Origin of the sequence: Peribacillus sp. B-H-3 (genome assembly GCF_048572925.1) — a bacterium.
In the GTDB taxonomy this organism is placed as follows: domain Bacteria; phylum Bacillota; class Bacilli; order Bacillales; family DSM-1321; genus Peribacillus.
In genome coordinates this window covers 2,506,860-2,527,931 of record NZ_CP183879.1, presented here as the reverse complement: position 1 = coordinate 2,527,931, position 21,072 = coordinate 2,506,860, and the positions used below count along the sequence as shown (strand labels likewise).

Here is a 21,072-nt window from a genome sequence, read left to right as displayed (position 1 = left end):
CTACTCAGCTCAATAGTGAAGCTTAAATGCTTGGAAACCTGCACCAAAAATAAAGAAAATTCCTATGAAAAGAATTATAAAGTAATAAAATCCCACAACATCACCTCATTTTTTATACGTTATCCATTTTATACTAACATAAATATCCATTTAATTAGGGCGTACTTTTTTCAATTAACCTGCCCCGTTAGAACAGCGAACCTTATTCAAGAATCGCGCCCTTTAATGGAATAACTATGCTGTGTTCGTATTAATTGTTGCTGAAGCAGACATACTGTTATTATGATTGAATCTATTATGACAGAGGTGCTTTTTATGTGGCTAGAGATGTACGAACAGTTCGTGGACCTTTCCGAACACGATAAATTAAAGTTTTTCAACGCTATAAAAGAAGATTCTCCTGAAGTTCTGTTAAAACAGCCATTTCATAGTAATGACGATTGATTGTTGTACCATCTTCCTCGTACAAATGCTTTTTCCAACGTTTTGAAATAAAATCCACAGGCGAGTCATTAGGCACTTTTCGCTTTCCGGATTCGTACACATTCCTCGGATAATCTCAACAGCTTGTAAAAGTGGCTCATTTGCCTTTGTAGAATGAAATTCCAATACCCTTAATAGCGTTGGCGTATATTTTCTAAGTGAATAAAATCGTTTTTGCAGTAAGTCTAAATAATCATAGTCAGCTGGGCGTGCAAGTTCTTGGGCTTCTTCCACGGAAGAAACAAAAGAGTTCCATTCAATAACAGATTCCAAAACCTCAAAAACGTCTAATATCTCTTCTTTAGCTTTGATTAATGCTTGTCCGATGTTCGTAAAGTGTATGACTTTTTCATTCAGCTTTTTTCCGTTTTGTTTCTGAATTTCCTCTTGAGCCTTACGACCTTTTGATAACAGACTTAGTATTTGTCTGTCATGAATTTCAAACGCTTTATCTGTTAACTCCTGAGTAAGTTGTAATAAATAGACGGTTAATATTGAATATCGTTTATTTTCTTGAAAGTCACGGAATGCATAAGGCTCATATCGTGAACCTAAGCGAGATAGCTGTAACAGGCGATTGCGATGCAAATGACTAATTTGTACCGTTTCTAATTCCATCCCTCATATGTATTCGAGTCGTTCTATTACTTTTAGAAATGTTTCGGGTGAAGGATGACCCAGTGGCTCTTTTAACCAACCCAATATCGTTTTATTGGATTCGGATGGATGTTGTGAGGTAATAATCTCTTCAAGTTTTTCTTTTTGCTCAATTGTTAGAGATTGATTAACCGTGTTGAATAACTTCTTTTCAGCCATTGCCCTTGCTTCCCACACCATTCTTTCAAGTGTAGTGATAGCAGGCAGTATGATTTTGTTTTTTCTTAGAAAATCTATACATTCATGTAGTAGATGAATGGCATCACCATTTTCCAAAGCTAATTGATGAAGGTGCTTAAATGTCATTCGATATTCTTTTAGAGTAAAAGTTACAAAGTCGTATTCATTTCGAATTTCTTTCAAATGATCCCAAAGTGTATTTTCTCTTTGAGGATAAAGACTAAGCGAAGATGGAGTAGAACCGATTTGTTTCGATATATAATGTATGACTGAATCTGGGATGCTTTTGATATGAGTGTATGGCCAACCGGGATACCGAAGAATGCCAATTGAACGGCGAACCCTAAACGGTTTTCTTCTCTCCTTCGCTTATTTATAATTTCTAAATCTCGTTTGGAAAAAGTGTAGTAGCTTCCTAGCACCCACTCATCTTCAGAAATTTGTATAAAGGCTTGTCGCTGTTCCGGTGTAAGTAATTCTCTACCTCTCGCCATTTTCATACAGTATCATCTCATTTCTGTGATTATTCAGTTAATTAGTTCAATTATATATCAATAGAGTGTACTCTATTGATACAAGTGTAGGAGACTGATAAAATCATAGTTAAGAGCGTCTCATAAGACTTGTCTCAAAAATGAGGTGATATTTTGCGAAAAATCGGTTATATACGTGTCAGTTCAACTAGCCAGAATCCTTCAAGGCAATTTCAGCAACTGAACGAAATCGGAATGGATATTATTTTTGAAGAAAAAGTTTCCGGAGCAACAAAAGATCGTGAGCAACTTCAAAAAATGTTAGAGGATATACAAGAAGGTGACATCATTTATGTTACGGACTTAACTCGGATTACTCGTAGTACACAAGATTTATTTGAATTAATCGATAGCATACGGAGTAAAAAGGCAAATTTAAAATCCTTAAAAGATAAATGGCTAGATTTATCAGAAGATAATCCCTACAGCCAATTCTTAATTACGGTTATGGCGGGTGTAAACCAATTAGAACGTGATCTTATCCGTATGCGGCAGCGTGAAGGAATTGAACTGGCTAAGAAAGAAGGAAAGTTTAAAGGTCGGTTAAAGAAGTACCATAAAAATCATGCAGGAATGAATTATGCAGTAAAGCTTTATAAAGAGGGAGATATGACTGTAAATCAAATTTGTGAAATTACAAATGTGTCTAGGGCCTCATTATATAGAAAGCTATCGGAAAGGAACAGTTGATGAGTTATACCAAAAATCGGAAATATATAATAGAAAATAAATTTCATATAGAGGTGGAATTATATGCCTAAAATTGACAATATGTTAGCAATTCTATGGATGCTTCGTTCAGGTGAAAAAATTACTGCAAAACAAATTTCAGAAAAGTTAGAGATGAATATAAGGACTGTGTATCGTTATATTGATACAATTTCAACAAGTGGCGTACCTATAATTTCAGAACCAGGACATAACGGTGGATACACTTTATTGAACAATTTTATTGAGGCTCCTCTTTTTTTTGATTTAGAGGAGCAAACTTCACTATTTCACGCTGCTGTTTTTGCAGAAGAAGCTGGATATTATGGAGGTGAAGCACTAAATAGGGCCATTTCAAAACTAAGTAAATACTCAAATCAAGAGCAGGAAACAAAGATAAACCAACATTTAACTAGTCTTGAAGTAATAAGTCGATTAAGTTCACTCTCTATGGAACCTTTTTTGAAGGAGTTGGAGCAGGCCGTAGCTGACGGGTACTCAGTAAAAATTCTTTACCATAAAAGTGGCGAAAAGCAATTAAATTATAGAATGGTCGATCCGTACAGAATTATCTATTGGAATAATAAGTGGTATGTGATTGGATTTTGTCATCTTAGGAATGATATCCGTAGTTTTAGAGTAGATCGAATTGAAAGTCTAATGCTAACCGAAAATAAGTTTAACCGGCCAGAAAATTTTTCAGCACGTGACTTTTTTATAAAAAGTCTTCTTCCCACTATAGAAGATAAGGAAGGGATTATTTCTTTGGTTATTAATGGGGATAAAAGTGTATTGGCTGATATTTGCCAACATTGGTTTTTAGGACATTATTTACAAGAAAAGACTTCAAATCAAGCAGTTTTCCTTCTTGAAAAAGATATGATACATACATATGTACCTTATTTACTTTTACCGTACAATAAATCTATTAAAGTTATTGAGCCAATAAGTCTTAAGAAAAGACTTATTGAAGTTCTGTCGGAATTAATAAAATTTCATCAAGTATGATAACTTCCCTGACGTTAACTGTCAGGGAAGTTATATTATAATAGCTATATCAATTGTGATTGGAGTGTTATTGGATGCAAACAAAAAAAGTTTTTCTATATGTATTTAATACAATGTCGGACTGGGAATATGGATATTTAATTGCTGAACTAAACTCAGGAAGATATTTCAAAAAAGATTTAGCACCTTTAAAAGTAATTACAGTAGGAGCTAATAAAGAAATGATTACTACTATGGGAGGACTGAGCATAAAACCAGATATTTCCCTTGATGAATGTACTCTTGAGAGTAAAGATCTTTTAATTTTACCAGGAGGGGCTACTTGGAGTGAAGAAATACATCAACCTATCTTGGAAAGAATTGGCCAAGCTTTAAAGCTTGGCACTATTGTTGCTGCAATTTGTGGTGCAACTGAGGCCCTTGCGAATATGGGATACTTAGATACTAGAAAGCATACAAGTAATAATTTAGAATACACTAAAATGGTATGTCCTAACTATAAAGGAGAAAAGTTCTATGAGGTGGGATATGCGGTATCTGATGCGAATTTAGTTACTGCATCAGGAATAGCTCCTCTGGAATTTGCGATGGAAGTACTGAAAAAATTAGATGTATTTGCACCAGATACATTACATTCATGGTATAACCTAAATAAGACTCATAAACCTGAATACTTCTTCCAGTTAATGAATTCAATAAATAGCTGAGCTAAAAAATCAACTTAGCAGTTTTATATTAGTTCAAATAAAAATAATGAAGTAACTGAAAAGCTCACTTTCTCTATTTTGTTTTGCAGAGAAGTTTGGCTTTTTAATTTGGAATTTCCTTATCGTTGTAAATCCGCATTTTCCTGACGCTACCCCTAAAAGTGAGAGAACTATCGTAGTTCAGGCGATAAGATACACCAAATATGTTAGAATAATGGATTTATAGGAAAAAAATTCATCTTCAAAAATAAATAAATTCGGCTTTGTTTTGCGTATGGTAACGCATTTTAAACATAGGAATCAACAACCTTATTGATAAATATTATCTTATTACCGCGGTGAATAGTAAAACTAAGGAAAATTAGGGCTGTCGAGAGGTTTCTCGACAGCCTGAGCAGCACTTAGCTTTTAATGGTGATGAACCTTTTATATTATTCTTTTTGGAATTTCCTTTTTATCTAGCTCAAGTTCTATTATTTTTTCGTACATCTCATTTGTTAAAAAAATTGCAATTTGATCATTCCACTCATATAAAGCACATAACCTTTCTTTCGACCCTGATTCTTCCAGAATTTTATTTATAATACTAAATGCACGGTGAGTATTTTTTTCAATATACTCTTCACTTTCTAAATCTTTTTGTGAATAAAGAGTATAATTTTCGCCATTAACTTGAATTTCATATTTTTCTTCTGAAAAATTTTCATGGTTAATAATAAGTTGAACTCCTTGTTTCCTTAAAAAAGGTGTAATTTCTTCGAAAAATGCACCTACACCTCCTTCGGATAAGTCTTCTTCATCAGCCGGAAACTCTCTTCCTATATCTCCATAAATATAGCCGGTTTTAATTGCTTCTTGTTTTGCTTTATCCTTGTCTTCTGAGTAATCTAAATATTTATAAAACCCTAGTTGATCTAATTCATCTATTAGCTTTAATAAACTCGTATTGCCAATATTTAAGTCCTCCTTTTTAGTTCCCTCTCTTCCCCATGCACTCTTCCATTTCATATATTCTTGCTCCCTTTACAGAATATTGTTTCTAAGTTTAGAGACTTTATAATTAACATTAAAACACATTATAGACATAATGAAATAGTCCATTATCTTCAAAATCAATAACAGAGACACTAAAGTAACCACTTAGTGTCTCTGTTATAATATAGGATAATTACCTTTTTGAATTTAAAAGGTTGCCAATTCTATACCTTTTCTTATAGCATCTGCTAGTTCTCCTGGAATAAAAGTATCACCTAAATCAATCCTACTTTTTAAAACGTATGATCCATTTCTTTCCCTTCTGAAATATTTCACACTATAGCCTTCCTCTTTATCCCACACCACATTTATCATTTTTATTTTTTCATTTGCCTTTTTATAACCTTTAGATTTTCTTATTTGGTCAATTAGTGGTTTTTTCTTTCGATCTGGTTCTTTTGTATGACACAACTTTAATGTAGAAAGGGCTGTTTCCGCTACAAGGTCGTACTCGGGACTTTCACCCATTAGAGTTCGCCCATGCTCGGCGAAATCGAGTAGAGGGAAAATAAGTCATTTATTTTCGCCCCTCTCACAACACCGTACGTACGGTTCGCGTATACGGCGTTTCAGTTTATATCACAGTGTGTACTTTTAGATAATGTTCTAAAGCAGAGGGGACTCCCCTCTGCTTTAGTCTTTTGTTTGAGATTGCTCTTTGGACGACTTTTGATAATCCTATGAATCGGTAACCTTTTCGACAGTATGTTAATCCTTTCGCTTCTTCCTCCGGAATCCCTAGTTGAATAAGCGATTTGATTTGTTTCTTCGTTACTTTCCATTGCTTCCAGATGATGACCCTAATTCTAGAGCGAAGCTTTTGGTCTATTCGTTCAGTCACCTTTTTCATGTTTGCCACTCTGAAGTAGTTTACCCATCCAAGTATCACTTGTTTCAGTTTCAATATTCGGTAGTCTAGTGAAACACTCCAGCTCCGTTTTGTCAGTCGTCGAAGCTTCCTTTGAAACTTCTGTACCGAACTAGGATGAGGTTCCGCTTGATATCTCTTGTTAGTAATGTCGTAGTAATAGCCAAATCCTAAGAATTTTAATTCTTTTGGACGTGAGATTCTACTCTTCTCTACGTTGACTATAAGACCTAATTTCTCTTCAATAAATCTCACAATTGAGTTCATTACTCGGTTCGCTGCTTTTTCACTTTTCACAAAGATAAGGGCATCATCAGCGTATCTCACGAACCTCAGTCCTCTTATCTCTAGTTCCTTATCGAGTTCATTTAACATAATATTACTCAATAGTGGACTGAGGTTTCCTCCTTGCGGAGTACCGACAGGTGTGTCTTCATATTTCCCATTCACCATGACTCCACTGACTAAGTATTTTCTGATTAGCGAGATGACATCTCCGTCTTTTATTGTGTTGGAGATAATTCGCATGAGTTTATCGTGATGGACGGTATCGAAGAATCTTTCAAGGTCAATGTCGACTACCCAATCATGACTATCATTCAAAAATTCCAGGCTTTTAATAATCGCCATTTCACAACTTCTTTTTGGTCTGAAACCGTAACTGAATTCGCTGAACTGTTCTTCAAATATCGGACTGAGAACTTGATGAATGGCTTGTTGAACGACTCTGTCCACTACTGTTGGTATTCCCAATTTGCGCATCTTTCCGTTTTCTTTTGGGATTTCCACTCTTAAGGCAGCTTGTGGTTGGTATTTTCTTGTTCTGATGCGCTGACGCAGTTCATCCTTTTTCTCTTTCAGATATTGCTTTAGTTCGTCGACTGTCACTCCATCGATCCCACTTGTACCTTTATTTTTATAGACACGTAAGTAGGCTTCATTCATATTTTGATTACTTAGAATTTGTTCTAAAAGTTCCACACTCGTTTCTCCTTCCCTCTCACGTAGTGAGTGCTAACTCCCTTTTAGTTATCTTTTGAGATACGCTCATATTTTCACCATTAACACATTCGGAGTTTTCGTCACTCACGCATTCGTGGTGTTGAAACACTATAAATTGTTCAGCCCTTCATGAGTGTACTCATTACTATGGCTTCTGCTGACTTCTTGCGGCTAACCTTTTTCGACTGTACTTCTGTACATCCGCAAGACCTCCCAGGGTAAGACAACTATCTTTCCTCTTTTGCTCGCCTGATTTACCCTACAAAGTTACGCACATCTTTTGGACTTTAACTTGTTTGGGAGTCTCGTCCCTTTATAGAGCCTTAGTATCAGGTTTCTGTTCGTCGAGTCAAGATTTTATTCCACGCTTCCTCCAGCCCTTACCTCACGATAAGTACCTTGCGCTTCCTTAGTGGTTGGTCGATGTGTACCCCCACAGTGGACTTTCACCACCTAGATAGTTGCCATGCCTGGCACACCAAAAAAAGATTGCCATTAAGGCAATCTAGGTCTAAACAGAATCTTTTTTCTGGTAGTCGAGAATTAATTTGTCTAGTTTTTGGCTAAAAAGAATGGTTTCTCTACTGTTTAAACCTTTATTGATAGCAATTTTTACTAATTGGGATTGCATTTGTGCTATACGGTTTGATAGTTCTTCCTGTATTTCAGGCATGTGCTTTCTCCTGGTGTTAAAATATATATAAAGGTTATTATGCGATAAAATGCAGGATATTGGAAGGGAATTTACAACTTTTACTGTTTTTATCTAAATGTAATCTAGATTTGTTACGGACGAGTAGAAGTTTGACCAAACAGCCTCTTCATAGCTACCAGATCAGGTCTTCTTAATGTACGGAAATATTTAAATTTGTACATTCGTAAAAAAAGCAAAAAAGGCAGTTTTCCAAGCTCTTTTTCGCGTCAACTGGTCGAATGTATAAGTGTAACGACTCATATTGAATAGAGTATTGTAAGCCTTCGTTATTCACTCCTGTGGGACTGCCTTTTTTTTGGAGGCAGTCTTTTAAATAGTAAAGAGACCCAGTCCTTCTTGTTGACTTGTAAATTATCTTAGCTTCATACAAAATGAGTGAAATAATATGGGTGATGGATATGCTGGAGATGGTAGTGGATTTGCCTTAATCGTCGTACTGTTTATTTTGTTAATCATCATTGGCTGCTCTTGCTTCTACGGCGGTTGGAATTAAGTAAAAAAGTAAAAAAAGCCTATGAGACATCTTAGCTTCATAGGCTTTTGTATCTAAAGGCGGTCCGAAGACTGCCTTTGACTACCTTAACACCATCTCCACAGCAGCAGCTTGCTCCGATTACGAATAAAAGAATGACCTAACCCATAAGTACGTCTCCGACACACGTAAGGAGTTGATTCTTACAGCCTACTGACAATGGGGCATTTGCAAAGTTACCTTTTTGACATAGATAAATTTGTAAATTATGATGTTTGTCCAATCAAATTTTTTTTGGCCACATACCCTAAAGGGAGTGCTAAACAAGAAGGAGGGTAACTAATGGGTTGTTTCGGTGGATGTGGATACGGATACACAGAACCTGTCACTACTGCGCGTGGATATGGCAGTGGTTTCGCATTGATCGTTGTATTGTTCATTTTATTGATTATTATTGGCTGCACTTGCTTCGCCGGCGGTTATTAAATAAAATTGTTTAAAAACAAAGGGGACGGCCAATTTGACCGTCCTTTTTTGTGAGTAGTTAGCAGTAGCCCCCGTATCCATAAACACCTACAAATCCACCACAGAAACTTGCTCCGATAATAATTAGGAGGATAAATAAAACAATTATTAAAGCAAAGCCACCGCCAGCAAAGCCAACACCGGCAACTGCACCATTAGACATACTCTCAACTCCTCGTATTTTTTTGTTTTAGAGGAGGTACATAAATAGGTTAATACATACTATGTAATAATTGATGTAACGACACAACCCCTTTACTTCTTTATGGCAACGAGTAATTATTTGGTCAAGTTGGTTGAATGACCAGTCCATCAGATGAGATTTGCATAATATACCATCGACATATTCTTCACTCTTGGATTGTCTCTGTGCAAAGAGGCAATCCATACATTTTTATTGAAGTACACAATAGCCCTTCCATTTGGCACGCTTGTACATAGTATAAAACGAGTAGTATCACTCACAAATTAGAAAAAGGAGCTGAAATAATATGGGTGATGGATATGCTGGATATGGCAGCGGATTCGCTTTAATCGTAGTTCTAGTTCTGTTCATTTTGTTAATCATCATTGGTTGGCTGCTCTTGCTTCTACGGCGGTTGGAATTAAGTGAAAAAAGTAAAAAAAGAGGATTGCTCTTATACGGGACATCCCTTTATTGAGGCAATAATTGTCAGCAATATTTTTATTCTACTTAACATAACATCCGGTTTAGAAAGTCATAAAAAAGAGAAAACCCTAATTCAAAAATATTACTAAAAACTTCTCAGAAGAACGAACAAGGATATAGCCTGATAAAGTAAAAGGGCTCTGTGTTAAAAACACAGAGCCCTTCTTATGTAAGGCGGGAAGATAATATAAAAAACTCTTCCTCTTCTTAACTTCCCCCAGAATAATCCCATTTCAAATTATATTTAGGTTAGATAATGAAACAGTTGATATTATAAAGACCACACATATTAGACATATCTAATATGTGTGGTCTAATTCAGTTTCTTGAACTAATGCATCCGTTAGTTGAACAAGCACCTTTCACCTTATCTTTTATTGCACAAAATCTTCTAAATGTGCAACTAAATCCTGCCAATCATTTCATGTTTCTCATTAAATATTTTAATAAGGGCATCATAAATCAAGTCGTTAAATGAGGAGTGTGTCCAATGAAAAAAATATTGTTTTTTATCTTTCTTTTATTGATTCCTTTCTTCTCCTTTCAAATAAATGTGTCCGCATCCACTAAAAGTCGTGAGGAATATGAAAAAACTGGACATGTTATTTGGGAAGTTAACACAAAGGAAAAATTAGTTGCCATTACTTTTGATGATGGACCTCATCCGTTTTTTACCCCACAAATACTTGATATATTAGCTAAATATGATGCTAAAGCCACCTTTTTTGTAGCTGGTAATAAAGTAATAAGATTTCCTGAACTATTAAAACGGGAAGTAAAAGAAGGACACGAAATTGCCAATCATACTTATCATCATATTTACGGAAATATTACATCAGCAAAACTATCATCAGAATTAGAAGAAACAGATAAAATTATAAAGAAGTCAGTTGGTTTAAAACCGACTCTTTACCGCCCAGTAGGTGGTTTTTATAATGATTTAATTATTAATACTGCTTTAAAAAACGGAAAAGATGTCGTTTTATGGTCATGGGGTCAGGACTCTCGTGATTGGGCAAATCCACCCGCAAGTCAAATTTATAACAATATAACAAAAGGAGTAAAACCAGGTAATATCATTCTATTTCATGATTGGCATGGTAGTGAATATACTCAGACTTCTCAAACCGTTATTGTATTAGATAACATTTTGGGGTTTTTATACGATAGAGGGTATAAATGTGTAACTGTATCTGAATTGCTCTACCAGTCGACACAAATAATTCCAGACTCTTTTGAAATTTATCCTACAAAAAGAGAAAATTTTCGCATAAGGAGTCAAATGCACATAAAAGAGAAATAGATTATCATCTCTCTTTTTCCACTAACCTGCCGCGTTAGCTGAAGAACAAAAAGCTGATGTAGCAGCCCTCCTTCTTTAACTAAACCAGCTAATAGGAGTCAAGAACTTCTTAATAAAATATTTGTTCTTCCGTGTTATACTTTTGAAGGAACGCCAAATAACCCTCCAAATACCGTTTGGAAGGTTTTTCATTAGCTGTTTTTTCTTGTTGATTAATTGTTTTGGTAACAAACACCTTGAATTTTTAAGTTTTTTTTACCCAAGATATTAAGGTTCAGGAAATGAACAAAAATTTAATAAAATAAGGTGATGTAGATGAAGACAAACATGGATAAAATTTTACCCGTTTTCGCTTCAGTTGGAGTAGGTATTGCTGCTTATCAAATGTTGAGTGGAAATGGCGGGAAAATGAAAAATATGATGCCACTTGCCTCTAACATGATGGGAATGGGGACTGGCATGCAAGGACAGAATCAACAACAGTCCGGAAATCAATAACGCATATAAAAAAATGAATTTCCTAATTAAGGTAATTTTTTTCTAATTCGTAACTACTTAGGTCAGTTGAAAGAAAACTGACCTCTACCAACTAACATAATAGAATTAAGCAGATTCCTTCCTTGTTTTCGAACAGTCGAAATGAATCCACGTATGCGTGCAAACTGTACAGCACCTTTTTCCGTGCGAAAAGAACCAGCAAAAGGCACAAGGCCATTCTGAAGAAACCGTAAAATGTCTGCTTTGTACAGGATGAATCTTTCAGCTAGGTTTGCTGCTTTACTCTTGGCTTTCCGCCCTCTCTTTTCCGGCTCATCAACTTTGAGAGGTGGACGCCATTCCCTTGTACCCAAGTTGCATTGATTCTACCTGTCCTTTCTTTTAAAAATAAGAAATAGAGTTTATTGAACTTCCTCTAATGTTAATCACATTAGAGGTTTTTATTTGTATTTTTCTGTATTCAACTAACTCGCTAACGATTATAAATTCAAAACTCCAGTTAATTCCGACGTTTTTTTTATTTTTTAGGCTATGTTAAAGTTTTTGGTTGTTTTCGCATTTGCCTCTTTATTTTTGGTAAAACAATTATTGTTAGAACCAATTAATTAGGAGGACACAGAAGATGAAGGCAGCTGCTGAAGTATTAGTTGATGTAATGGAGTTGTCGGATAGTGATAAGGAGTATTTACTTGAGGCACTAAAACGGTACCTTACTCCTTCGATTGCTACACATGGTGCACTAATCAATGAACTGAGAGAAAAGAAATACAAGGAAGGTTTCGTTTGTCCTGCTTGTAATAGTAAGTCAGTAATACGATACGGCAAAAGAGATGGTCGTCAACGATACCGCTGTAAAGATTGCAACAAACTAAGCAGTGATTTAACCAACACACCACTTTATCGAACAAAAAAGGCTGATAAATGGCTGTTGTTCATTGAGTGTATGATTAATGGTCTTTCATTAAGAAAAGCAGCCAAGATAGTAAAAGTATCGCACGTCACTTTATTTTATTGGAGACACAAAATCCTTTCTGCTATAAAGAACATGCAGTTAGATAAATTTTGAAGGTATTAACAATCCTGCTACCTTAGAGGAATAAGCTATTGTAAATACAATACCATAAAAAGTAAATTTAACTTTGTCTTATTTAGCAACAATCCTTACGAAAAGAGCCTAAAATTTTGATTTTTCCAATCTATATACCAACCAAAACCATTTAAAAGATGGGCAAAATAATCCTCATCTCTCCGCCACCTGTTCTCTAAGCTAATTTGTATAGTTCCTTTAAAGCCGTTTCCTAGCCCTGTCTAAAGCATAAAATTTGATTTTGGGTATAAAGGGAAATAATATAGAGATATCGCAAATTATCAATATCTTTTTGTTCGATAAGTTTATACGCATTCCAAGCAAATTAGATTTTATTAAGATCAGAAAGGGGCGAGCACCTGGCACCGACCAATATACAGCAAATGTATTGCGGCAGCGGGTTGCTGGTGAAAAGCTTGTAATGTATATCTATAAATTTTTTTGTTTAGAATATAAAAAGTGCCTGTCAAAGAAACTTTTGTAGTCTATGTTATCCATTTGCGAAATAGCAAAACCCTTTAACAAACTTGATGTAAACAAAAGGAGAAAAAAGATGAATCCAAAATATGAAGCTGCTTTTAAACCATTTACCTTCCGTTCTGGAGTTGAAATAAAGAACCGTATTACAATGGCACCCATGACCAATACGGCGGCACATGAAAATGGTGAAGTATCAGACGAAGAAGTTGCGTATTATCAAGAACGTGCCGGTGGTGTAGGAGCGGTAATCACCGCATGCACATACGTCACCAGGAATGGAAAAGGATTCCCGGGTGAATTTGGTGCAGATTCCGATTCCCTAATCCCTAGTTTAAGACGCGTGGCAACAGCTATACAGGAAAAAGGTTCAAAGGCGATTTTACAAATTTTTCACGGTGGCAGAATGTGCCCGCCTGAAGAATTGCTTGATCGTCAACCAATTGCTCCAAGTGCGGTAGCAGCGGAACGGGACGATGCCGTGGTACCTCGGGAAATGACAGCAGACGAAATCGATGAAATTATTAAAGCATTTGGTGAAGCAACCAGAAGAGCAATCGAAGCTGGGTATGATGGAGTTGAAATCCATGGTGCCAATACGTATTTGATTCAGCAATTCCTTTCTCCACACTCAAATCGCAGAACTGACAAGTGGGGTGGATCGCTGGAAAAACGTATGTCCTTCCCGCTTGCTGTAGTTGACGCTGTTAAAAAAGCAGTTTCAGACCATGCAACCAAACCTTTTATCATCGGCTATCGGTTATCTCCTGAAGAAAGAGAGAATCCCGGCATCACCATGGAAGACACATTGCAATTAGTGGACAAGTTAGCAGACCAGGACCTGGATTATCTCCATATTTCTGTCGGCGGCTTTTGGAAAGGATCAATCCGTGATGATAACGATCAGACATCCCGAGTTGTTATGATCCAGGAACGTGTCGGCGATCGTGTTCCTGTGATGGGTGTTGGGATGCTGCGGACGCCCGATGAAGTGTTGAAAGCATTTGAAACAGGTGTACCTTTAATCGCTTTAGGTAGGGAATTGATAATGGAACCTCAGTGGGTACAAAAAGTACAAGCCGGTGAAGAAGACAAAATCCGTACAACATTATCTAAAAAAGATCAAAAAGAACTGGCTATTTCTGATAAAATGTGGGAGTACTATACTAGCATCCCTGGCTGGCTTCCTATTGTATAAGGAGGAGTTCACTTATCTCATTCCATCTCTCCTTCCTTGAATTATTCTACCAAAAATGGGAATCGTGATGATGCTTGTCCTTGCTCAGCGAGTATAAGAATAAACTAAATAAGACGGAACATTTTAAAGGGAGGGAAACCATCTTAGTGGTTTCCCTCCTTTATTGAGTGTTAGAGCTGAAAATCAGCCATAGTTATTTGTTTATGACTAGAAGTTATTGTTAATATATAATCAACAATAGACGCCCATAGAAAGGATTGGATATAAAGTGAACCTGGGATTAAACGATAAAACGGCACTCGTGACAGGCGGCAGTAAAGGTATTGGAAAAGCAATTGCCGTCGCGTTTGCCTGTTTTTGCTGAAGAACTGGCGGGGCGGATTCGGCTAAGGCTGTGGGTCCGGATGCATTCCTGGTGTTCTATGCCGAAGAAGGAACCGATTATAGTTTGAAGATTTAAATGTGCTTTATCATATCAGTGTAGTTTATTGTATACCTTTATAAACATATTAGGTGTGTACGTATCCATAGAAAAAGCATTCCAATAAGAAAGATTGCCAAAAAATGTCGTCGGGAATTACCAGCCTAAATTACAAAAGAAGAGTATTGTATTGAAAACGAAAAAAAGCCAAATAAAGGCTTTTTTTCGTTTTGTTAACAGTAGGCTCCATACCCGTCTCCCGGGCCAACTTCTCCATAACTACCACAGAAGCTTGCTCCTATGATGATTAAGAGAATAAACACTACGATTATCAATGCAAATTCACTACCAATTCTACCCAGCTACACGTTTTTTTTGAGGAGCCATATAAAATGAGTTGCAAGGATTTAAACCATATTATGCTGAAAATGATAAAGGGATACAGATTTTAATATGGCCAAAAAAAACACATCTCACTTGGGTAATTATCTATCCTCTCCCTATCATGGACACATACACTACTTTTGAAGTTCTTATGAGGAGGGATTATAAAATGGATAGACAATTTTATGGTGGATACCCCGGGATGATGGGGTATGGATACCCCGGAATGATGGGATACGGATTTCATGGCATGCCAGGTTATGGTTTTCCGGGAATGATGGGGTATGGGTACGGTGGATTTCATCACTACGGGGCTGGATGTTGTTATCCAATCCATCATTGCTGCTAAAAATATCGTATTAATAAGCCCTGGAATGATCAGTATTCCAGGGCTTTTTGAATTTGGCTCTGTTAAATTTTAAGGTTCTTACGTCTTTTTGGTGGATATTATTAACCCTAAGCTATTGTGCTATCTTCAGCGAAAAAAAGTTATGTTCATATTCTTTTACATGCTGAAACGCAAATAATAATACCTTTATCCCTGCACGTCCGTACATCATTCCTTTGATATTTTTCAACTTGTTTATGGTTCCTTCTGTTATGCCATTTGACCAAGGTAATGTTATCGCATAATAAACAGCCTTCCGATCACCTCTTACGCCGTTAATAAATGTTTGAAAGTGAGGAAAAGAGGACTGTTGGTGCTCGATTAACCATTTTCTAAGACCTGATGAATGTTTTTCTTCAAATAGCCGCCTGAAAGATTGAATGAATGTGCAGATTTTCATTAATGATGGAAATGCCTCTAAAAGTTTGGTATGCAGGGATTGGAATGCTTTCTTATGGCTCTGAACGCCTTTATCCCAAAGAATTCGTATGAGTGCTGGTTAAGATTCAATGTTGACGGCTTCTTATTTCGAGTATCATGGCGTTCGTCCGCAATCATGTAATTTAGCGTGTTGCGATATCCATCAAATCCTGCCTTTCTACAGGCAGCTTCTATATCATCGCTCTTTGATCCACCTGCCATCATGCTTCGGATAAGTGGAAGATATCGGTCAAACACAGAAGTTCGTTTCAAGGACGGTTTCGATGTCACAGCTAAATCAGTATAGACCGTGTTACGGGAAATACCCAGCTGCTTTGCGATGGCTGTGATGCTCTTGCCTTCTTTCACCACCTAGATAGTTGCCATGCCTGGCACACCAAAAAAAGCCCAGCCTAAAGGCGGGCACACTAGTTTAACTGATCGGTTTAGCATGCAGATGGCTGGTCAACCACACTCGAATTTACCCCATTTGTAATGCTGGAAAGATTATTATTGGTTATGAAGCCCCCAGAGTTGTTGGAGCCTGAGCCGTGAAAATATTTGGAAGTGGTTTTGGGTGAATTGTTAATCGAGTTCCCGAATTGAACTGTTGCCGAACCGCCAACGTTAATAATCTGAATAGGCATATTGCACATATAAGTCACTTCCTTCGCTGTATGTGCAGATTATTGTAGGGTATGCTTTTTGAATGGTTTTGGGAACAGGATAATTAAATCGACGGCTATGACGGCTGGGTGATAACCGCTTACATTTCGGGCACTGAGCATGTGTTGAACAGACTTTTAGAACGGCAAACAGTTCGAAAAACAGTTATAAATGCTTCCACCAATTTTGCGTAAGAACCAACGTTAATGTTGATATTTCATCAAAAGAAAAGAACCCATTTATGAGTTCTTTTTGCAGGCATCTTCTTCAACTATCCCGTTAGCCATCCATGAAGCGCAAAAATCGGCGCTTCACCACAAAGAATGAAAATGTATTGAATCTGTCCATACTGTTTCTAAGGCTGGGAGAGGAAGGTCGATCAACTATGGTGCCTTAGAGCCCATCCGTTAGTCTGACTCCAACGACCACGGTGCACCACAAACTGTCGCTCCCTTACGGGAAGCACTCATGGTAGATTAATCCTAATTCTGATTGTTGCACCAGCCTCCAATTTTCAAGCCTAGAAAGGAAGATTTCAATGGATGTAATCATTGAAAGAGCATGTGGTTTGGATGTCCATAAGGACAATATCACAGCTTGTATTATGACTTCAAAAGGAAAGGAGATTCAAACATTTTCTACTAAAACAGTTTTTCTATTAAAGTTAATGGACTGGATTAAAGAGAATAATTGTACACACGTAGCTATGGAAAGCACGAGTGTTTATTGGAAGCCTATTGTTAACTTATTAGAGTCCGAAGGAATCGAGTTTTTAGTAGTGAACGCTCAACACATGAAGGCTCTTCCCGGACGCAAAACGGATGTTAAGGATGCGGAATGGATAGCCCAACTTCTTCGCCATGGACTTCTTAAAGCTAGTTTCATTCCTGATCGAAACCAACGTGAACTACGGGAACTTGTTCGCTATCGCCGAAGTATCATTGAAGAACGTGCCAGACAACATAATCGGATTCAAAAGGTTTTAGAAGGAGCTAATATCAAACTAGGTTCTGTTGTATCTGATATTATGGGAGTTTCATCGAAGGATATGCTTCGAGCAATCGCAGATGGTGAGAATGATCCTGAAAAACTAGCAAGCTTCGCTCGTCGTACATGGAGACATAGTCTAAGACTCCCTATGTCACTACAATAAGTCTGAAGGACTTTAATGGCAGGTTAGTTGAAAGACAGTCGCGACTTAAGATTTTTTTCTAGGGCTAAAAAAGTAAATTTGCTAGATTTATTTATATTAGAGTTTTTGAAATAGCATTAATAATTGATGAAGTACTTCTTTTTTCCCTTTCATTTATTACGACTTTTCACTCCATACAATTTGCTTGTTAAAAAAAATCATAAAAAACCAGGGACACATTGCATTTTATTAGCACATGTTGTCCCTGGTTGAAATTTCATTCTTAATGAGTTATCGTATTGTGAATAACGCTTTTGACCAAGTAACTACTTGATCTAACATTTGATTAACTGATTCCTCTTGTACAGCTTTTGGTTTAAAGTCAGTACCGTTTTCGAAATCAGTGAATAATGATAATGCTGGGTGAACACGAACATCTGCAACCAACAATTCACCTAAAATCCCACGCAAATGTTCTGCTGCACGAGCACCACCAACTGAACCGTAAGATACAATACCCGCTGCCTTGTTGTTCCACTCTTCACGTAAATAGTCTAAAGCATTCTTAAGGGCTCCTGTAATGGAGTGGTTGTATTCTTGAACGATAAAAACAAATCCATCTTGATTTGCGATAACTTCAGACCATGCTGCTGCACCTGAAGCGTCTCCACCTTCTTCGCCTAGTAGTGGCAATTTATAATCTGCGATATCAATAACGGCATAGTTTGCATCACCGCGTTTTTCAGCTATTTCTTTTACCCATGCACCAACTTGAGGACTTACGCGTCCTTCACGTGTTGAACCTAAAATTATACCAATGTTTAATTTTGTCATTGTTTCTTCCTCCTCTTGTTTTACTCCAAATAATTTATTTAAAAATCCCATTTTATGATTTCACCTCCTTACAGGTATTCTTTCTTAATCTTCAATATACTGCGTACTGTATCAATTGGGAGAACTATTTGTTCAATTTGTTCTCGTTTTGGTTCAAAGAATGGAGGTAAAGATAGTTTTTCACCTAGTGTTTCATACGGCTCATCTTCCATAAAACCAGGACCATCCGTTGCTAATTCAAAAAGAATAGAAGGTGCAACATTAGTATATAAGGAGCCAAAATAGTATCGCTCTACATATCATATCCGGAATTTTTTAGATTAAAGCCTTGTAAACGTTGTTGCCAAGCATCTAAGTCTACTCGTCCCTCTACATGGAATGCTGTATGATGCACTGTACCAAAACCTTGTCGAGCTTGAGGAAGCACTGTATTGTATTCAACGATAACTTGTGCACCATTACCACCTTCCCCCATCTCGAATAAGTGGAATGAATTTTCTTGAGCCACTTCTCTCATTAAGAAAACTTTCTCCAACACCTCTTTAATGTGATCAAAATAAGAAGTACGAATAAAAATTGGACCTAAGCCTGTAATTGCATATTCTAAAGGAATGGGTCCTTTTTGCCATGGAGTTCCTGAAGCAACTCCTTCATTATTTTGATCTGATATGAGTTGATACTGTTGTTCATCAAAGTCAACAAACGATAATGTCTTTTTACCAAATTGCTCTTTGATGCCCATATGTTTTACTTCATATTTATCAAAACGTTTTACCCAATAATCCAATGCAACATCATCTGGTACTCGGGAAGATGTTTTAGAAATTTCATTTGTTCCATGTACCCCTTTTGGAATACCAGGAAAATCGAAGAATGTCATATCTGTTCCCGGACTTCCAACATCATCTGTGAAGTATAAGTGATATGTTTGAATATCATCTTGGTTTACTGTTTTCTTAACTAGGCGTAAACCTAGTATATTAGTGAAAAAATCATATATTTTTTCTGCACTGCTCGTAATGGCAGTTACGTGATGTAGTCCTCTCAATTTCTTTCATTAATATGCCCTCCAATTTTTAAAAATCTTGAAATCAAGATATTACCCCAAAAAAAGATTAATGATTTGTTCTCTCTGTAATCAATCGTTTTAATAGAGTATTGTTTCCTTGAACTTATCGACATCTAATCAGCTCGCTGCATAAATAGATTGAAATGCGATGATATATTTGTTAAATCTTCAGCCCTTAGACGTTGATGATTCCGGATAAGGTCGTTGGCTTGCTGACCGATATTGGAACAGAGGAATTTGCTCATTTAGAAATGATTGCAACCATGGTTTATAAGTTAACCAAAGATGCAACACCTGAACAGATGAGAGATGCAGGGCTCGGAGATCATTATGTAAACCACGATAAAGCCCTATATTATCAGAATGCTGCCGGAGTGCCCTGGACGGCCAGTTATATCCAGGCAAAGGGCGACCCGATTGCAGATCTGTATGAAGACATTGCGGCTGAAGAAAAAGCAAGGGCGACCTATCAGTGGCTGATTGATATTTCAGACGATACCGATTTAAATGATGGACTGCGTTTTTTAAGGGAGAGAGAGGTCGTTCATTCCATGAGGTTCCGGGAAGCTGTAGAGATCTTGAAGGAAGAACGGGACCGAAAGAAAATTTTCTAACACACCAGGGGCTGTGTTCAGCACAGCTCTTTTCTTATAATCATTTTAACAGCCTTTCCATCATTACGTATTGACAGCGGCCAATAGATGTCAGCTTGTCCGCAATCTATAAAAATTGCCAATTACAAAGCCGTCTCAATTTGGGATAATCAGTACATACAAAGAACATCCAAGGTTGTGTAAAATGAGAAAGAATTATAGAGTGTTAGAATTTATTTTGTTTGTTATAGCTTTTATAAGTACCATAATCACCTTATTCATCGTATATAAGGATATGAATAACACTTTTTCTACTAAATATATCATGGGTTATCTCATTTATCTTTTATTCTATGTGATATACATATTTACTGCATCTATATTGAATGTGCGGAAACTGAATTGGAAGGAAATTAAAAAACGAACTGTAAATGCATTGACTTTATTTCTTTTATTCAGTTTCACAATCTATATTTCTAATTATTTCTTTCATCCAGCAAAAAATAATTCTTATGGGTTCTTGATTACCGCATTTGGCACGGCCCTCGGCTTATCCTTTATGGATCTAGCCTTCCTCAGGGGGAAGAAATCCTAAAAGACACCCAGCCGGGTGTCTTTTTAAGGCTTACCTAATTTTCTCAGGCAGATGCTTCCTTGATGTTCACATGCCTGAAAAGATTGACCGCAAAGAAGATGACACCCAGCACCACTGCGATGGAACCCGCAATGGCAGCACCAAGTGCAGACTCCATTCCAAATGTCTGAGCCGCTATTCCCAGCATCATGACCGGCAGGCCGATATGATGAAGCCAGAAATGTGCCCTGCTCAATTTTGTGTTAGCTGCCTCGGGATAAAGATGATAGAAAAAGCCGAATAATGCCATGGACACCCAGCCTAATAAATTAATGTGGGCATGAACCGAGGCTAAGCGGAAATCATGGATGATTCCCATCGTTAAACCCATCAATATCCCTATTACAAAATAAATGCCAGCCGCTTTTAAAAATGACTTCCCCAAACTTACCCCTCCTACAAAAG

At 36.9% G+C, this 21,072-nt stretch carries 22 protein-coding genes and 5 pseudogenes; 14 read left to right on the top strand and 13 right to left on the bottom strand.

Annotated elements, in window-relative coordinates:
• Positions 1 to 391: 391 nt before the first annotated feature.
• A pseudogene (locus ACN6MY_RS12590) lies at positions 392 to 1,820 on the bottom strand (DUF4158 domain-containing protein); the annotation flags it as partial.
• A 147-nt stretch (positions 1,821 to 1,967) separates the two neighbouring features.
• Here ACN6MY_RS12590 and ACN6MY_RS12585 point away from each other — a divergent pair.
• The 3 genes from ACN6MY_RS12585 to ACN6MY_RS12575 all read left to right on the top strand — a co-directional run bounded on the left by ACN6MY_RS12585 (position 1,968) and on the right by ACN6MY_RS12575 (position 4,276).
• Complete coding sequence (locus tag ACN6MY_RS12585) at positions 1,968 to 2,543, top strand: recombinase family protein (protein WP_419880506.1); 576 nt, start codon at positions 1,968 to 1,970, stop codon at positions 2,541 to 2,543.
• 63 nt (positions 2,544 to 2,606) lie between these two features.
• On the top strand, positions 2,607 to 3,569 hold the full coding sequence (locus ACN6MY_RS12580) for a helix-turn-helix transcriptional regulator (RefSeq protein ID WP_419880505.1): 963 nt from the start codon (positions 2,607 to 2,609) through the stop codon (positions 3,567 to 3,569).
• Positions 3,570 to 3,643: 74 nt separating this feature from the next.
• Positions 3,644 to 4,276, top strand: coding sequence for a type 1 glutamine amidotransferase family protein (locus tag ACN6MY_RS12575; protein WP_419880504.1), 633 nt, complete (start codon positions 3,644 to 3,646; stop codon positions 4,274 to 4,276).
• A 426-nt stretch (positions 4,277 to 4,702) separates the two neighbouring features.
• Here ACN6MY_RS12575 and ACN6MY_RS12570 read toward each other — a convergent pair whose 3' ends face one another.
• The 4 genes from ACN6MY_RS12570 to ACN6MY_RS12555 form a co-directional block, all read right to left on the bottom strand.
• On the bottom strand, positions 4,703 to 5,284 hold the full coding sequence (locus tag ACN6MY_RS12570) for a hypothetical protein (RefSeq protein ID WP_419880503.1): 582 nt from the start codon (positions 5,282 to 5,284) through the stop codon (positions 4,703 to 4,705).
• Positions 5,285 to 5,458: 174 nt separating this feature from the next.
• Positions 5,459 to 5,779: a hypothetical protein gene (locus ACN6MY_RS12565; RefSeq protein WP_419880502.1), complete on the bottom strand. Its 321-nt coding sequence runs from the start codon at positions 5,777 to 5,779 to the stop codon at positions 5,459 to 5,461.
• Positions 5,780 to 5,885: 106 nt separating this feature from the next.
• Positions 5,886 to 7,160 (bottom strand): group II intron reverse transcriptase/maturase, encoded by a 1,275-nt coding sequence (ltrA, locus tag ACN6MY_RS12560; protein WP_419880501.1) that lies wholly within the window; start codon positions 7,158 to 7,160, stop codon positions 5,886 to 5,888.
• 532 nt (positions 7,161 to 7,692) lie between these two features.
• Entirely contained in the window at positions 7,693 to 7,854 is a 162-nt protein-coding gene (locus ACN6MY_RS12555) for a Spo0E family sporulation regulatory protein-aspartic acid phosphatase (RefSeq protein ID WP_419880500.1), read from the bottom strand.
• A gap of 427 nt (positions 7,855 to 8,281) precedes the next feature.
• On the opposite strand from ACN6MY_RS12555, the gene ACN6MY_RS12550 reads away from it, so the two are divergent.
• Positions 8,282 to 8,389, top strand: coding sequence for a YjcZ family sporulation protein (locus ACN6MY_RS12550; RefSeq protein WP_419880499.1), 108 nt, complete (start codon positions 8,282 to 8,284; stop codon positions 8,387 to 8,389).
• A 321-nt stretch (positions 8,390 to 8,710) separates the two neighbouring features.
• Positions 8,711 to 8,854 carry a YjcZ family sporulation protein gene (locus ACN6MY_RS12545; RefSeq protein WP_419880498.1) on the top strand — a complete coding sequence of 48 codons (144 nt, stop codon included), beginning with the start codon at positions 8,711 to 8,713 and terminating at the stop codon, positions 8,852 to 8,854.
• Positions 8,855 to 8,912: 58 nt separating this feature from the next.
• On the opposite strand, the gene ACN6MY_RS12540 is transcribed toward ACN6MY_RS12545, so the two are convergent.
• Entirely contained in the window at positions 8,913 to 9,056 is a 144-nt protein-coding gene (locus ACN6MY_RS12540; protein WP_419880497.1) for a YjcZ family sporulation protein, read from the bottom strand.
• 328 nt (positions 9,057 to 9,384) lie between these two features.
• On the opposite strand from ACN6MY_RS12540, the gene ACN6MY_RS12535 reads away from it, so the two are divergent.
• The 6 genes and pseudogenes from ACN6MY_RS12535 to ACN6MY_RS12510 all read left to right on the top strand — a co-directional run.
• Positions 9,385 to 9,555, top strand: a complete 171-nt coding sequence (locus tag ACN6MY_RS12535; RefSeq protein WP_419880496.1) for a YjcZ family sporulation protein — start codon at positions 9,385 to 9,387, stop codon at positions 9,553 to 9,555.
• Positions 9,556 to 10,053: 498 nt separating this feature from the next.
• Positions 10,054 to 10,866 (top strand): polysaccharide deacetylase family protein, encoded by an 813-nt coding sequence (locus tag ACN6MY_RS12530; RefSeq protein WP_419880495.1) that lies wholly within the window; start codon positions 10,054 to 10,056, stop codon positions 10,864 to 10,866.
• A 315-nt stretch (positions 10,867 to 11,181) separates the two neighbouring features.
• Positions 11,182 to 11,364, top strand: a complete 183-nt coding sequence (locus ACN6MY_RS12525) for a hypothetical protein (protein WP_419880494.1) — start codon at positions 11,182 to 11,184, stop codon at positions 11,362 to 11,364.
• A gap of 622 nt (positions 11,365 to 11,986) precedes the next feature.
• On the top strand, positions 11,987 to 12,430 hold the full coding sequence (locus tag ACN6MY_RS12520) for a transposase (RefSeq protein ID WP_419880493.1): 444 nt from the start codon (positions 11,987 to 11,989) through the stop codon (positions 12,428 to 12,430).
• A 574-nt stretch (positions 12,431 to 13,004) separates the two neighbouring features.
• Positions 13,005 to 14,126, top strand: a complete 1,122-nt coding sequence (locus ACN6MY_RS12515) for an NADH-dependent flavin oxidoreductase (protein ID WP_419880492.1) — start codon at positions 13,005 to 13,007, stop codon at positions 14,124 to 14,126.
• A 268-nt stretch (positions 14,127 to 14,394) separates the two neighbouring features.
• Positions 14,395 to 14,478, top strand: a pseudogene (locus ACN6MY_RS12510) (oxidoreductase); the annotation flags it as partial.
• A 302-nt stretch (positions 14,479 to 14,780) separates the two neighbouring features.
• On the opposite strand, the gene ACN6MY_RS12505 reads toward ACN6MY_RS12510, so the two are convergent.
• Entirely contained in the window at positions 14,781 to 14,909 is a 129-nt protein-coding gene (locus ACN6MY_RS12505) for a YjcZ family sporulation protein (protein ID WP_419884158.1), read from the bottom strand.
• A gap of 191 nt (positions 14,910 to 15,100) precedes the next feature.
• Between ACN6MY_RS12505 and ACN6MY_RS12500 the strand changes: the two genes are divergently transcribed.
• Positions 15,101 to 15,280: a hypothetical protein gene (locus ACN6MY_RS12500; RefSeq protein WP_419880491.1), complete on the top strand. Its 180-nt coding sequence runs from the start codon at positions 15,101 to 15,103 to the stop codon at positions 15,278 to 15,280.
• A 112-nt stretch (positions 15,281 to 15,392) separates the two neighbouring features.
• Here ACN6MY_RS12500 and ACN6MY_RS12495 read toward each other — a convergent pair whose 3' ends face one another.
• The 3 genes from ACN6MY_RS12495 to ACN6MY_RS12485 all read right to left on the bottom strand — a co-directional run bounded on the left by ACN6MY_RS12495 (position 15,393) and on the right by ACN6MY_RS12485 (position 16,395).
• Positions 15,393 to 15,719 (bottom strand): transposase, encoded by a 327-nt coding sequence (locus ACN6MY_RS12495; RefSeq protein ID WP_419880490.1) that lies wholly within the window; start codon positions 15,717 to 15,719, stop codon positions 15,393 to 15,395.
• 17 nt (positions 15,720 to 15,736) lie between these two features.
• Positions 15,737 to 16,111 carry a helix-turn-helix domain-containing protein gene (locus ACN6MY_RS12490; RefSeq protein ID WP_419880489.1) on the bottom strand — a complete coding sequence of 125 codons (375 nt, stop codon included), beginning with the start codon at positions 16,109 to 16,111 and terminating at the stop codon, positions 15,737 to 15,739.
• Between the two features lie 74 nt (positions 16,112 to 16,185).
• On the bottom strand, positions 16,186 to 16,395 hold the full coding sequence (locus ACN6MY_RS12485) for a spore germination protein (protein WP_419880488.1): 210 nt from the start codon (positions 16,393 to 16,395) through the stop codon (positions 16,186 to 16,188).
• Between the two features lie 548 nt (positions 16,396 to 16,943).
• Here ACN6MY_RS12485 and ACN6MY_RS12480 point away from each other — a divergent pair.
• Positions 16,944 to 17,516: pseudogene (locus ACN6MY_RS12480) on the top strand (IS110 family transposase); the annotation flags it as partial.
• A 312-nt stretch (positions 17,517 to 17,828) separates the two neighbouring features.
• On the opposite strand, the gene ACN6MY_RS12475 reads toward ACN6MY_RS12480, so the two are convergent.
• Together ACN6MY_RS12475 and ACN6MY_RS12470 are read right to left on the bottom strand one after the other, a co-directional pair.
• Positions 17,829 to 18,422 carry an NADPH-dependent FMN reductase gene (locus ACN6MY_RS12475; protein WP_419880487.1) on the bottom strand — a complete coding sequence of 198 codons (594 nt, stop codon included), beginning with the start codon at positions 18,420 to 18,422 and terminating at the stop codon, positions 17,829 to 17,831.
• A gap of 17 nt (positions 18,423 to 18,439) precedes the next feature.
• Positions 18,440 to 19,419, bottom strand: a pseudogene (locus ACN6MY_RS12470) (ring-cleaving dioxygenase).
• 209 nt (positions 19,420 to 19,628) lie between these two features.
• Between ACN6MY_RS12470 and cotJC the strand changes: the two are divergent.
• Positions 19,629 to 20,054, top strand: a pseudogene (gene cotJC / locus ACN6MY_RS12465) (spore coat protein CotJC); the annotation flags it as partial.
• Positions 20,055 to 20,671: 617 nt separating this feature from the next.
• Here cotJC and ACN6MY_RS12460 read toward each other — a convergent pair.
• Positions 20,672 to 21,052 carry a cytochrome-c oxidase gene (locus tag ACN6MY_RS12460; protein WP_419880486.1) on the bottom strand — a complete coding sequence of 127 codons (381 nt, stop codon included), beginning with the start codon at positions 21,050 to 21,052 and terminating at the stop codon, positions 20,672 to 20,674.
• Between the last annotated feature and the right edge of the window lie 20 nt (positions 21,053 to 21,072).